The 12,162-nt window shown below is 71.4% G+C and carries 14 protein-coding genes and 1 pseudogene; 3 read left to right on the top strand and 12 right to left on the bottom strand.

Annotated elements, in window-relative coordinates:
- Positions 1-709 (bottom strand): transaldolase family protein (locus tag I6A60_RS32110; RefSeq protein ID WP_307873967.1); only part of this gene is annotated, 709 nt, incomplete at its 3' end.
- A gap of 17 nt (positions 710-726) precedes the next feature.
- The gene (locus I6A60_RS32105) at positions 727-1,917 is read right to left on the bottom strand and encodes a PP2C family protein-serine/threonine phosphatase (protein WP_203024952.1); all 1,191 of its coding nucleotides are present in this window, start codon (positions 1,915-1,917) and stop codon (positions 727-729) included.
- Positions 1,918-2,176: 259 nt separating this feature from the next.
- On the opposite strand from I6A60_RS32105, the gene I6A60_RS32100 reads away from it, so the two are divergent.
- Entirely contained in the window at positions 2,177-2,677 is a 501-nt protein-coding gene (locus I6A60_RS32100; RefSeq protein ID WP_203024953.1) for a hemerythrin domain-containing protein, read from the top strand.
- 59 nt (positions 2,678-2,736) lie between these two features.
- Positions 2,737-3,018: a hypothetical protein gene (locus I6A60_RS32095; protein WP_203024954.1), complete on the top strand. Its 282-nt coding sequence runs from the start codon at positions 2,737-2,739 to the stop codon at positions 3,016-3,018.
- 563 nt (positions 3,019-3,581) lie between these two features.
- On the opposite strand, the gene I6A60_RS32090 is transcribed toward I6A60_RS32095, so the two are convergent.
- Positions 3,582-4,301: a methyltransferase gene (locus tag I6A60_RS32090; RefSeq protein ID WP_203024955.1), complete on the bottom strand. Its 720-nt coding sequence runs from the start codon at positions 4,299-4,301 to the stop codon at positions 3,582-3,584.
- Positions 4,302-4,501: 200 nt separating this feature from the next.
- On the opposite strand from I6A60_RS32090, the gene I6A60_RS32085 reads away from it, so the two are divergent.
- On the top strand, positions 4,502-5,599 hold the full coding sequence (locus I6A60_RS32085; RefSeq protein WP_203024956.1) for an iron-containing redox enzyme family protein: 1,098 nt from the start codon (positions 4,502-4,504) through the stop codon (positions 5,597-5,599).
- On the opposite strand, the pseudogene I6A60_RS32080 reads toward I6A60_RS32085, so the two are convergent.
- The 9 genes and pseudogenes from I6A60_RS32080 to gvpJ all read right to left on the bottom strand — a co-directional run.
- Positions 5,585-5,803: pseudogene (locus tag I6A60_RS32080) on the bottom strand (glutathione-dependent formaldehyde dehydrogenase); the annotation flags it as partial. The gene I6A60_RS32085 and the pseudogene I6A60_RS32080 overlap by 15 nt on opposite strands.
- 47 nt (positions 5,804-5,850) lie before the next feature.
- Positions 5,851-6,834, bottom strand: a complete 984-nt coding sequence (locus I6A60_RS32075) for an SRPBCC family protein (protein ID WP_238436695.1) — start codon at positions 6,832-6,834, stop codon at positions 5,851-5,853.
- A gap of 14 nt (positions 6,835-6,848) precedes the next feature.
- A complete protein-coding gene (locus I6A60_RS32070; RefSeq protein WP_203024958.1) occupies positions 6,849-7,604 on the bottom strand; it encodes a hypothetical protein in 756 nt (251 codons plus the stop codon).
- Between the two features lie 37 nt (positions 7,605-7,641).
- Positions 7,642-8,430 (bottom strand): GvpL/GvpF family gas vesicle protein, encoded by a 789-nt coding sequence (locus I6A60_RS32065; protein WP_203024959.1) that lies wholly within the window; start codon positions 8,428-8,430, stop codon positions 7,642-7,644.
- 1 nt (position 8,431) lies between these two features.
- The gene (locus I6A60_RS32060) at positions 8,432-8,929 is read right to left on the bottom strand and encodes a gas vesicle structural protein GvpA (RefSeq protein ID WP_203024960.1); all 498 of its coding nucleotides are present in this window, start codon (positions 8,927-8,929) and stop codon (positions 8,432-8,434) included.
- A complete protein-coding gene (gene gvpK / locus I6A60_RS32055; protein WP_374113458.1) occupies positions 8,926-9,369 on the bottom strand; it encodes a gas vesicle protein GvpK in 444 nt (147 codons plus the stop codon). The genes I6A60_RS32060 and gvpK overlap by 4 nt, the downstream gene beginning before the upstream one ends.
- 74 nt (positions 9,370-9,443) lie before the next feature.
- Positions 9,444-9,833 (bottom strand): gas vesicle protein, encoded by a 390-nt coding sequence (locus tag I6A60_RS32050; RefSeq protein ID WP_203024963.1) that lies wholly within the window; start codon positions 9,831-9,833, stop codon positions 9,444-9,446.
- Positions 9,826-10,956: a GvpL/GvpF family gas vesicle protein gene (locus I6A60_RS32045; RefSeq protein ID WP_203024965.1), complete on the bottom strand. Its 1,131-nt coding sequence runs from the start codon at positions 10,954-10,956 to the stop codon at positions 9,826-9,828. Before I6A60_RS32045 ends, I6A60_RS32050 begins: the two co-directional genes overlap by 8 nt.
- The gene (gene gvpJ / locus I6A60_RS32040) at positions 10,956-11,453 is read right to left on the bottom strand and encodes a gas vesicle protein GvpJ (RefSeq protein WP_203024989.1); all 498 of its coding nucleotides are present in this window, start codon (positions 11,451-11,453) and stop codon (positions 10,956-10,958) included. Before gvpJ ends, I6A60_RS32045 begins: the two co-directional genes overlap by 1 nt.
- Between the last annotated feature and the right edge of the window lie 709 nt (positions 11,454-12,162).

The following is a 12,162-nucleotide window of genomic DNA, read 5'->3' as shown; positions in this document are numbered from 1 at the left end:
CACCTCGGTGACGTTCCCGCAGACGGTGCGAATCCTGGGCAGTGCGGGCGCGATCGAGATCCGCGACGACCACATGGCTACCGTTCGTCGGTCCAACGGGCAGTCCGAACAGGGTGGCGGTGATCGCGGGCAGGCCCTGTTCGGTGGCGGGAATCTTGACCAGGATGTTGGTCCGGTCGACGGCGTCGGACAGTGTTCGGGCCGCGGTGATGGTGGCCGTGGTGTCGCGGGCGAGCCGGGGGTCGACCTCGATGGACACGCGTCCGTCCACGCCGCCGGTGGCCTGGAAGGTCGGTAGGAACGCGTCGCAGGCGGTGCGGACGTCGTCGGTAGTGATCTGGAAGATCGCGTCGTCGACGGTGGCGTGCGCGTCGGCGAGTCCGCGTAGCTGGTCGGTGTAGCGGTCGCCCTTGGCCAGCGCGGAGGCGAAGATCGTCGGGTTGGTCGTGACGCCGACGACGTGCCGGTCCTCGATCAGGTGTTGCAGCTCGCCGCCGGCGAGCAGTTCGCGCGACAGGTCGTCCAGCCAGACGGATACGCCGTGTTCGGACAGTTGGGACTGTGGGTCGTGGTCGGCGCGAAGCCGGCGGGGTGGCCGCCGGGGCGGGCACCGTGGACGGCGTCGCGCAGGCTTTCGAACACCGCGATGGTGAACCGCGGCCGGGTGACGCGGTCGGTGGCGCCCTACCCGATCAGCCGGCGCGGACACCCGCCGGCGCGTCGCGCTCAGATTCGCTTGTTGGCCTCGTGGGGTCCGGCCCATTCGAGGAAGATGACGGTGGCGTCGTCCTGAAGGTGGCCGCCATGGTGGTCGATCAACGCGCGCATGAGACGGCGCAGGGTTTCCGGGACCGCCAGCCCGTCGGCGTGGTGCCGCACGACGAAGTCCACGAAGCGGGACAGTCCGAACTCGCGGCCGGTCGCGTCGCGCGCCTCGGTCACTCCATCGGTGTAGAGCAGCAACCGGTCCCCGGGTTCGAGCTGTTCCTGACACACGGTGGCGTCCAGCCCCAGGTCGATACCCAACGGGTAGGCGGGCGGACAGGGCAGTGAGGTGACCCACCGCCCACCCCGGATGACGACAGGCGGGTGGTGGCCGTAGTTGACCCAGCTGAGCTTCCCGCTGCTGGTGTCGAGATCAGCCAGGACCGCCGTGACGAACCGGCCGGAGCCGAACTGCTCGACGAGCACCCGCTCGATCTCGTGGCCGATAGTGATCGGGTCGGCGTTCTGCCGCCGGAAGGCACGGCACGCGGCGACCGAGAGGTTGGACGCGAGACCGGCCGCGGTGTCGTGGCCCATGGCGTCGAAGACCGCGATGTGGACGATGTCCCCGGCGACCGCGTAGTCGAAGGCGTCGCCGCCGACCTCGTAGGCCGGCTCCATCGCCGCGCCGACGACGACGCGACGGTTGGCGAACGAGGACGGAGGCATCAGATGCCACTGCATCTCCGCCGCGACCGTCATCGGCTGTCGGCGGGTGAGGCGGGCGTAGGAGTCGCTGACCTCCCGTTTGCTCACCAGGAGAAGGCCTACCAGCGCGGCCAGTTCACGCAGCGCGGTCGCGGCGGCGTCGTCCCCGGGAGGAAGTTCGGCGCGAAGCACCCCCAGCCGCTCGGTCCCGTCCAGGACCGGCGCCCAGTGCACCACCCGGCCGTCGTCCCCGGACGCGGACGCGGCCACCGTGCGCACGTCCCGGAACGCGCGGCCAGGCAGCGAACTGTCGACGCCGAACTCCTGTCCGCCCCCGCCGGCATCAAGTCCTCGGCCTGTCAGTTCCCGCAACGCCTGGCCGCGGACGTCCACAACGTAGAGCTGTACCTGCGTCAGATTCGCCTCGGCCGCGTGCTCGGCGACCAGCTCCGGCAACTGCTCGAAGACCGCCACCCGTCCCAGATCAAGCAAGCCCCCCAGCATGCGGTTCCCCGGCGTAAACACCGCCACCACCCGTCGGACACCGACTTACGAGCCGGACCAGCCCGTAAGGACGCGTTCCCGTTCACCGGCGACCAGCAACCGCCAGTCCCGCCGCCCTCACCGTACGCGCCGGCCGTCACGGGGCGGTAAGCAAACGAGCGTCAGGCCAATTCTCGACCATCGCCGGAGTTTGGGAGCCAGGCGTGCGGGGAGGGGCGCTTCAAAGAACACCCCCGCGATGCCCGGACTCGGAGGAAATGTGTCGACCGACGCAATCGTCGTGCTGAAAGCGGATCACAAAGAGATCAAGGCAGCCTTCAAGCAGTTCCAGGAGGCCAGCGAGGGCGCCTCCGCCACGCGAGGCAAACTCGTCACAAAGATCATCGAGCTGCTCACCGCGCACACCTATATCGAGAACGAGGTCATGTACCCGGAAGTGCGCAGCCTGCTGCCCGAACTGGAGGACGACATCCTCGAATCCTACGAAGAACACCACGTCGCGGACCTGCTCGCCATGGAGCTCGCCGCCCTTCGGCCCAACGCCGAACGATTCACCGCCAAAACCACCGTCCTCATCGAAAATGTGACCCATCACATCGACGAAGAGGAAGAGGAGTGGTTCCCGAAGGTTCGGGAGAAGCTCGGCCGCAAGCAGCTCTCCGAGATCGGACAGCGGCTACTGGAGGCGAAGGAGAAGGCGCCGCACAGCCCGGTACAGCCAAGCGCCGTCAAGAAGACGATTGACGCTGTCATCAAATAATCGATTCCAGGCCCGGCCAATCGGCCGGACCGGGCGACGACGACCGAGGGTAGAGAATAATGGAGAACAAGGACGCTACGGCCGACGTCGACGATCGCCCAGCGGAGGGCAGCCTCACCGAACAGTTCGCGGCGCGGCCCGAGGCGACCGCGGGCACGCGGGCAGCACAGCGAGGCAACGCGGGCTCCTGGATCGCCGTCTCGATGATCATCCTCGGGTTCGCGCTGGGCGCGTGCGCGCTTCCCACCCACTGGCTGATTCTCTGGATCATGACGGGCGTCGCCCTGGTGGTCGGCGGAATCCTGGCCCTCACCTCTCGGATCATGGACCAGGCCCACTAATAACCCGCCATCTCGTAGGCAACACGTCGGCGTCATCCCCCCGCGCCCTACTCCCGCGGCGCGACGACCTGACGAGCGGACAGAGGCCGCTCAGCTGGTGTGCGGCAGGCGCCGCGTGGCTAGTTGCCACGGGTCCCGCGGGGAAGTCGTCAGCTGAAGCCAAACTGGCCGGCGGCAATCGGGCGAGGTAGGACGTGGGCGAGATCCTGGTCGGGACGGCGTCCTGCACGGACCGGACACTGATCGACTCAGACTGGTACCCGCCGGAGGCGAAGACGGCCTCGTCCTGCGCCAATCTCGCCTGAGATCGTCGCCGTGCGCGGCCTCGGCTGCCGGCGGTTGATCACCGTCCTGGCCCTGGCATGGTCGTGACCTGGGCGTTTCCGCGACCACGACAGGGCCGAAACGGCGATCACGGGCACCAAGGTGCCGACGAACGACCGGCGCAACCAAGATCCGCCGACGGTCGGCCTGGGCCCTTTGGCTGGACCCTGCGTCGAACCTCAAGATCTACGAGAAACGACCTCGCACAGCCGGACGTCGCAGAGATCCGGTCGTCGCCGTCAGGCCGCCACGGCGGTGCCGATGGAGGCCGCGTGGCCGGCTGTCAGTACCTGGGTGAGTGCCTCGATGTCGTCGGGGCCCGCCGGGTCGGCAACCCAGGTGACGCCGGCGATCACGTAGGTCTCCGGGGTGAAGAACGCGTGGCCGGCGCGGGCCAGCTCGCCGACGCGGTGACTGACCCGGCTGTCGCGGGTGTAGGCGCCGAAGACGATGGGTCGGGCCATCCAGTCCGACACCCGGTAGCCGGCCGCCCGAGCATGGGCGAGCAGGCCGACCGGGTCGGAGATCGAGGAGACGAGCAGCAGGACGATCTCGAAACCCTCGGACAGCACCCGCCGGGAGATCTCGGCACCGGTGACGCCGCCCCACAGCTCCGGCGCGTCGCCCGCAGCCGGGAGGTAGGGCGGGTTGGCGACCGCGCACCGTTCCCGGCCGGCGTGGGCGCCGTCGAAGAAGTCGCCGTGCACGACCTGGTAGTTCGCCAGCCCCGACTTCTCCACGACCCCCGCGGCCACCCGCTGCGAGCACTCGTCCAGCTCGAAACCACGCACCGCCACCGTCGACTCCTGGCGCCGCAGCGCCTCGACCATCGGGATGCCGGTACCCGCGCCCAGCTCCACCAGCCCGTCAGTCAGAACCGGCCCGAGCCTGGTGTCGGCGAGCAGATTCTCCAGGCAGGACCCGTAGAACCCCGACTCGATCGGATCAAAGAACGGCATGCCAGCACTCCTGATCTTTCGCCGGCGGGATGACGCAAGCCACCCGGGACGCCGCCGTGTCGACCCGCGACCTACCCGCCACGCCTGCCCCAACCCCGCTGTTACGGGAGGATTTCCGCCTGCGCCACCCACGGCCGGCGGCGAGGTTACGCCTTTCCCCGCCGGGCATTCCCGACCTGTGCACACCGAGATTGCTGACCATGGCCACTGACCACGCGGCGACAGCCGACCCGGCGACGCTCGGCGCGGCGGCGCGGCCGGTCCGGTACGGCACCGTGCTGGAGCCGCGCGAACTGGCCCCTGGCGGGCTGCCAGCCCCGCGAGGGACCTTGAGCGAGTTCCTGCTCCGCCAGCTGGCCCGGCCTGCGCGGCCACTCGCCGGGTGGCCGACGCCCGACGACGACGCCCTGTTCGGCGAGGACGGGGCCCTCGCGCTCTACTGCCTGTACGAGCTGCACTACCGGGGTTTCGCCGGTGTCGATGACCGGTGGGAGTGGGAGCCAACCCTGCTCACGCTGCGCGCCGAGCTGGAGGACGACCTGGAGACCCGGCTACGACACCTCGCTGCCGAGGTCGCCGCTCCCCCGCGCGACGGCGTCGACCCGTCCGACGTGCCCGCAGCCCTCCGAGAGATCATCGGATGCTCGACCGGCCCGTCCCTGTCGCGCTACCTCGCCGAGGAAGGCTCACTCGAACAGTTCCGCGAGTTCGCCATCCACCGCTCGCTGCTGCAGCTCAAGGAAGCCGACCCGCACTCCTGGGCGATTCCCCGGCTCTCCGGCTACGCCAAGGCCGCCCTGATCGAGATCCAGATGGACGAGTACGGCAACGGCCGGGCGCCCGACGCCCACCAGAACCTCTTCGGTGTCACCATGCTGACGCTCGGCCTCGACCCGAGCTACGGCCACTACCTCGACCGGATCCCCGCCACCACCCTCGCCACTGTGAACCTCCCGACGTACTTCGGCCTGCACCGCCGCCTGCGCGCGGCGCTGATCGGCCACCTCGCCGTCTTCGAGATGACCTCCGTCGAGCCGATGGGCACCTACGCCTCGGCGCTTCGCCGCCATGGCCTCGGCGCCGACGCCCGGCACTTCTTCGAGGTACACGTCGTCGCCGACGCCCACCACCAGAACGTCGCCGCCGAACAACTCGCCCAGGGCCTCGCCCACGCCGAGCCAGCCCTCACCGACGACATCCTGTTCGGCGCACGCGCGATCATGGCCATCGAAGGCCGATCCTCCACCGCCATCCTCGACGCCTGGAACACGGGCCGCTCGTCCCTACGGCCCAGCTGAGCTCTGAGGCTTGCGGACGACCTTGACGCAGTCGTCCTGCCTCTTCTGGAAGATCTCGTATGCGTGCGGCGCGTCCACGAGCGGCAGCCGGTGCGACGCGAAGCCATCAACGCCCAGAATGTCGCCGTCCGTGTCCGTCAGCAGGGAAAGTATCTGCCCGGTCCAGCGGCGCACGTGCGCCTGTCCCATCCGTAGCTGCACCCGCGGCACCCGATCTCAGGCCGGACGCCGCGAGTGGGGACCGGCGGCGCTCAGCCGTCGCGGCCCTCGGTGGCGTCTCGGTCGTCGTCGCCAGCCTCCGGCCCGTTCTGGGCTGTCGATCCGCCCGGCTCCGCGTGGCCCTCCGCGGGTCGGTCGTCGTCGTCCGGCGCTGTCGCGGCGGGTGCGGCGGGCCGCTCGTCCTCGAGAGGGGCATCGGCGTCCTCGTCGGGCTCCCGGACGACCTCGCCGTCGCGGATCTCGCCGCGCCAGGAGCCAGTGGCCTCGCCCTGGATGGTGATGAAGCGGCGGAAGTTCTTCAGGTCGAGGCGGGTACGGCGTCCTCCTGCCCGCCAGACGTTGCCGATCTTCTCCATGAATCCACTCGGGTAGTACTCCATCGTCAGCACGACCCGGGTCAGGTCGTCCGCCAGCGGGTGGACGGTCACCGCGCCCTTGGTGGTCCCCTTGCCGCCCTCCGTCGTCCACTTGATCCGACGGTCGGGGATTTGCTCGAGGGTCTTTCCCTGCCAGGTCCGGCGGGACTTGAAGACCTTCACCCGCCAGTTCTGCTCGGTCTCGCTCTTCGTGTCGACGCCCTCGACGCCCTTCATGAACTTCGGGAACTCCTGGAACTGGGTCCACTGGTCGTAGGCGGTGGAGACAGGTACCGCGACGTCCAGGCTCTCCGCGATGTGGGTGACCTTCGGGGGCCCGGCTTCACCCGACCCGCCCGCGCTGCCGACGCCCCCGCCGAGGCCGACGGCGCCCTTCACCTTCTCTTTCAGCATGCTCAGCGCGGTCGACGTGGCTGCCTTGCCCGGCGACTCGCCGGCGGCGATCTTCTTGATTCCTTCGCCGGCCGGTCCCAGCCCGCCTGTCGCCGAGCCGAGACGTTCGCCCACCTGCCGGACCGCCTTCTGCCCCTCGGCGGCGAGGAAGCTCTTCACTTCCCGCATCAGCTGTTCGGTCGCCTGGTCACGCAGGAGCGCGCCCGCGAGGCCACCCGCATGCCGGTCGGTATCCGCGGCTGCCATGATCGATCCACCTCCTACCGGGCCGAAGACGCGGCTCGGGCTCGCTTCTTGCTGGCTGCCGACGCCGGATCGGGCCGCTTGGCCGCCGGTCGGAAGTCGAGATGGCGGGACGGCGGCCGCCGGTTCCCGGCAACGACCGCGTCCTGGCGAGGGGACCGGCGCTCGCCCGATGCGGTGTCCGGTTCATCCGGAGACTCGTCGGCGCCGCTCTCGGCGGCCTGGCCGCCAGGGACGTCGCTGTCGGAATCCTCGGCGTCAGAGGCCTCACCGCTGGCGGCCTCGCGGCCAGGAGCGGCTGTCTCGGGCTCCGACATCTCGTCTGACTCCGCCGACGTCTCATCGGACTCCGCGCGGGCGGCGTCGCCATCGGGCTCGGCGCCGTGGGGCGTGCCCCAGCGGCTGAAGGTGTCGTTCAGCGTGCCGGTGAGCGTGCCGGCGACCCCGCCGAGCTCTGCGGCCGGCGTCTCGTCGAGCGAGTGCCGCAGCTCGGCGGTGCGATGCGAGAGGCTCTCGGTCAGCGACCCGACCCGATGCTCGTAGGCCGACAGCGCGGCCTTCCGCCCGCTCGCGAGGACCGGCCCGCGCACCTGAGCCACGAGCTTCCTGCCCTCGTCACTGTCGAGGAGCTTCAGCGCCTGCCCACGAGCCAGATCCTTGACGTTGGCGTCGTGCCCGCCGGCCCACAGCGCGAACTTGACGGCGGCCTTGCCTTTCTTCGTCCGGCCGAGCAGGTAGCCGACCCCGCCGGCCAACATCACCTTGACGTTCATCGCGCTCTCCTTCCGGCCCGGTGGCGGGCCTGCGGGCTCACCAACCCCACCTGCTGACCTGGGGCTCGTCGGCGGGCTCGACGGGACCCTGGAAGTGGAAGGCGGGCAGTGGGCCGACGTACTCGATCACGAGCTCGGGATGGTCACGGCGGGTGCGCTCGACCGCCTCGTCGAAACGCGCGAGGTCACGGTGGCCGGGTTTGGGGTCGCGGTGGACGAGGAAAGCCCAGCGCAGGACGGGGTCCTCCGGCCCGCCCATCGGGCCGCGGCCGGTGTCCGCGAGGGCGAACGGGCGCAGCTCGTCGAGGAGCATCTCCGCCTCCTCAGCCCGGCGGGCAATCACGCGGTCCGCCACCTGCTCGCCGATCGACATCCGGACCTGGACGTCGGCCGCGTCCCTGGCGGCGGCCCGAGCCCCGGCCAGCGACGGGTCCGTCGCCAGCACCGCCCGGATCGCCGTGAGCTCGTCCTCGTCCGCGTCGACGTGCACCTCGAGGAGGCCGTCGAGCGCGTCGAGCCGCGTGCGCAGGTCCGGGGCCAGCGCGCCGAGGACCTCGTCGCGGACGGCGTCCTCGTCCGGGGCGACCGATCCCAGTCGCAGCGGGATGACCGGGCCGTCGGCGAGCAGGTCGATGAGGATGTCGAGGTGGCGCTCCGCGTCCCGGTCGGCAAGGTCCACGGGCTCGGGGATCGCGCTCACGACGGCGGCGACGTCGCCCTGGCGGATCAGCCGGACCGGACCGGGCGGGTCGCCCATTCCCAGCGGCGGCGGGTCTGCGAGCGGGTGCCGGGCACGGACCACGGCGTAGAGCAGCAACGCGGCCACGTCACTCCCCCTCCGGCGAGCCTGACCGGGCTCCGGCCCGGTCCGCGGGCGCTCCACGGCCCGGCGGCAGCCCACGGTCCGCGCCGCTGGTGAGCTCGGCCCTGGCGCCCCGCTTCACGGAGACCTCGTCACGGTCCTCGTCGTCGCCGCGCAGCGACGCGACGAAGTCCTGCGCGGTGTCCTTGACCCCTTCCAGCGCGCCCTTCGCCTTGTGCCGCGAGCCGCCTTCGCTCACCGACCGGACGAGGCCGGGCACGCCGGTGACCTGTTCGGACTCTCTCGACTGCAGGTCCAGCCGGTTCACCGCCTCGGCGAAACGCAGGTAGGTGTCGACGCTCGCGATGACGATGCGGGCGTCGATGGTGAGGATCTCGATGCCGACCAGCGCGACCCGCACGTACGCGTCGATGACGATCCCCTTGTCGAGGACCACCTCAAGCACGTCCGCGAGGCTGCTCGGGCGCGGAGCCCGGCCGATCGCCTGCGACGCGACCGTCATGACATGTCCCATCCGGGTGGCGCCGGGTCGCGGGCACCGGCCGCGGGCCATCCCTGCTCGTGGTGCCGCCGGCCGGCTGCGAACAGGCGGCCGACGGCCGGTGTCGCGCTGGGCCGGTGGTGTGCGCCGCGGCCACCGGCACGGCTGGATCGCCGCCCGCGTCCGCCGCGGTCGTCAACCCCGCGGAAGGTGGTGGCCGGCACGATGTCGTCGGCGAGGTCGGTGGGCGGCCATTCCCCGACCATCTCCCGGGCTCGCGCGGTCGCAGCCCGGGCCTGCTCGGCGTTCACCCCGAGGGAGTCCCGTACCTGCGCGATGGCGTCACGCACCTCGATCAGCGACCGCCCGAGATCCTCGACCTGCGCGGGCGGCAACATGCCGCTGTCGACCCGCCGCACCGCCTGGCGTTCGAGCAGGTCACGCAGCAGCTCGAGGAGCACGACGACAACCTGTCCGAGTCCGCGCCCGACCTCCTGCGGGTCAGCTGTCAGACGGACCGCGCGCCCTCGCCTGGTCACGGCTCGGCCCTCCCGCCTGCCGCCGGGCCTGTCCGCGGCTGGTCCGGCCTGGCCGGACGGACGACCTCCCCCTCGACCACCCCGTCCGAGTGGTCCGGCTCTGGCCGCGTCTGTGCCGAGAGGGCGGGGCGGAGTTCGGCCCCGGCGCCGGCCTCGATCGCGCTCTGGGCGCCGATCAGGAGCAGCCGCAGGTCGAGCCGGATCAGGTCCACACCGGCCAGGCCGATAATCACGTCGCCGGTGACCACGGCGCCGCTGTCCACCAGCCTGTCCAGCAGGTCGGACAGCGCGTGCCCGGAGCCGAGCGACGAACGGCGGCCAGCCTCCCTACGCCCGGCCGGCGTGGTCCGCGCCGTGGGCGCGATCTGGCGGGCCAGCTCAGTCATGAGATGCCTCCCCGAGGGTCAGCCGGACGAACGAGTAGGGCGGCCAGGGGCCGGTAAGGCGGCCCTCGCACCCCGCGTCCGCCAGTTCACGCGTCGCCGTGGCGGCGGCGTCGAGGAAGTCGTCCTCCGCCGCGCGGCCGACCAGGTAGGCCGCGTTGAGCCGTCCGGCCCCCGGGCGGCCGGACCGCATCTCGACGTCCGACGCGAGGGCGGCGAGCTCGTCGTGGATCCGCCGGGTCAGGCCCGTCAGGTGTTCCTCCCGCAGCGCGGCGCTGCGCAGGTCGTCACGCCGGGCGGACAGGTAGGCGGTCCCGCTCGCCTCCTCAGTCGTGGCGGGACCCGCGTCCGGGGTGTCCTGCGCCTGCTCGCGGGCGTCGTGCTTGTCCGGCGGCGTGACCCGCAGGCCCCACTCCCGGTGGTCGCGAACGTGGTCCAGCTCGGCGGCCAGCTCACCCTCGGACAGCCGCAGCAGCCGCTCGGCCCGCGGCCGGTCCGGCAGAACCGTGCCGAACCGCAGCGGCAGCACGGGTCCGCGGTCAAGCAGGAGGCGCATCACCCGGTCGTGCCGGCTGGCGAGGTCGGCGAGGCGCCCGGACTCGGAGAGCTGCCCCGTCTCGGAGACCTCCTGTTCCAGGCCGGCGAGCATGTCCAGGTCGATCGTGGAGGTGACCAGGGCGGCCTGTCCGACCCGGATGGTCTCGACGGGGGTCTGGTCGTCGAGCCCGACGATGTCGTCGGTGGCGGCCGCGGCGTCGGTGATCCCGTAGGCGTACAGCCCGGTGCGGTCGGCCGTGCCGGCGGCCTGCGACCCAGCGACCGACGTCCCGGTCGCTGCCGCGCTTGGCCGGGCCGGCGTGACTGGCTCGGCCGGCGAGACCGGCTCCGTGGACAAGGGCCGCGCGCGCGCCGGACGGATGGGGCGCGTCGCCGCGGGCGCCTGGTTGCGCGGAGGCGGGCGTCCGAGGTCGGTGTCGGCGTCGAGCGCCGCGGTGACGATCTCGTCCGCCAGCGCCGCCGCCAGCCGCGAGCGGGCCTGCGCCCGAGCGTCGGCCACGGCCTCGTCGAGAACGTCGGGGGCGAGCCTGGCCGCGAGTTCGCCGGCGGCGCCGGTCGCCGGCCGCATCACGGTCCCCTGGATTCGGTCCGGCCGGCCGGCGGCCCGCTCCGGTCATCGTCCGCGCTGGCGCTGAAGGCCGGCTCGGCCTCGTTCAGGACCTGGCCTTCCAGAACGCCCTGCGCGCTGTTGGCTGCTGCCAGCGCGGCGGGCTGCTGCTGGTGGCCCAGCGACCGTTCCAGCTTGTCGAGGCGTTCGCGCAGCTGACGGTTCTCCTCGGCCAGTTGGTCTTGACCCTGCTCGGACGTACGCACGGGTGCCTTGGAGGAGAAGAATGGATCGTTCAGCCACCAGTCGAGGCCCATCTCCCGGGCGGTGTCGGCGGAGGCGATGAACAACCGGAGTCTGAGCGTGAGCAGCTCGACGTCGAGCACGCTGATGACCACATCGCCGACGATCACCACACCTTTGTCGAGAACACGCTCGAGCACATCGGCGAGAGTGTCGCTGCGGGCGCCGGTCCGCTGCCGGGCGGGCCGGTGCGAGGTCAGTATCTGTTCGGTCATCACGCCGCCGGGAACACTGTCGAGGCACTCGTCGAAGAGACCTAAGAAATGGTGCGGGACGGGATGATGCAGGCGATAGCCCCCTCAGGTCGGATCGGTGGCGCCGCGGACGAAACGGCGTAGCCGCTCGTACCCGCGAAGGTTGCCGTCCCCACCGGCAATCCGCTTAAGGCCCTCCAGCTCGCTCGCCCAGCGCTCCCAGACCTCCCGGGAACACGCTGGTCAGGTGGCCGGGTGGCGGTGTCTTCGGCGACGGGGATCGATGCTCCGGTCCATCTGCGGGAAGTCCCGCGCTCGACGCGACGACGATCACGACTCCCTGGGAGTGCACGCCTGGTTGAGGCAGGTCAGGGCCCCACAGCCGCCGACGGGTGGCGCGGGGCTCTGTGGCTATGTAGGTGACGCCGGGCGACGTCTGTCGACGAGAGACACCACCCGACGGGTCTCCGTCCGGTGGCCGAGGGGAGCCGCTGTCGGGGAGCGCGGCGCGGTGGTCGTCTGTGCCGTGACCACCACGGCGGCGACTGTGTCCGCGTTGGTGGTCGTGCTGTGCTGCCGCGCACGCAACGACGATGACGTTGTACGCGCCGTTGCTCGCGGCCGGTACCGGCCTCGGGGGTGCGGTCGTCGTCGTGCACCAGGCCCAGTCTGCCCTGCGGGAGGGGGGTCCTCTCCGCGAGGCGACCACGCGCGCAGCCGCGCGCACTGG

This window comes from Frankia sp. AgB1.9, from assembly GCF_016786355.1.
GTDB lineage: Bacteria > Actinomycetota > Actinomycetes > Frankiales > Frankiaceae > Pseudofrankia.
Note: the sequence above shows the minus strand (reverse complement) of the source record. Positions and strands in the feature narration are given on the sequence as shown.

Excerpts from the sequence above, each read along its gene's own strand:
- I6A60_RS32105 (WP_203024952.1), bottom strand. The coding sequence starts at position 1,917 with ATGCTGGGGGGCTTGCTTGATCTGGGACGGGTGGCGGTCTTCGAGCAG.
- I6A60_RS32095 (WP_203024954.1), top strand. The coding sequence starts at position 2,737 with ATGGAGAACAAGGACGCTACGGCCGACGTCGACGATCGCCCAGCGGAG.
- I6A60_RS32090 (WP_203024955.1), bottom strand. The coding sequence starts at position 4,301 with ATGCCGTTCTTTGATCCGATCGAGTCGGGGTTCTACGGGTCCTGCCTG.
- I6A60_RS32085 (WP_203024956.1), top strand. The coding sequence starts at position 4,502 with ATGGCCACTGACCACGCGGCGACAGCCGACCCGGCGACGCTCGGCGCG.
- I6A60_RS32075 (WP_238436695.1), bottom strand. The coding sequence starts at position 6,834 with ATGGCAGCCGCGGATACCGACCGGCATGCGGGTGGCCTCGCGGGCGCG.
- I6A60_RS32070 (WP_203024958.1), bottom strand. The coding sequence starts at position 7,604 with ATGAACGTCAAGGTGATGTTGGCCGGCGGGGTCGGCTACCTGCTCGGC.
- I6A60_RS32060 (WP_203024960.1), bottom strand. The coding sequence starts at position 8,929 with ATGACGGTCGCGTCGCAGGCGATCGGCCGGGCTCCGCGCCCGAGCAGC.
- I6A60_RS32050 (WP_203024963.1), bottom strand. The coding sequence starts at position 9,833 with ATGACTGAGCTGGCCCGCCAGATCGCGCCCACGGCGCGGACCACGCCG.
- I6A60_RS32045 (WP_203024965.1), bottom strand. The coding sequence starts at position 10,956 with ATGCGGCCGGCGACCGGCGCCGCCGGCGAACTCGCGGCCAGGCTCGCC.
- gvpJ (WP_203024989.1), bottom strand. The coding sequence starts at position 11,453 with ATGACCGAACAGATACTGACCTCGCACCGGCCCGCCCGGCAGCGGACC.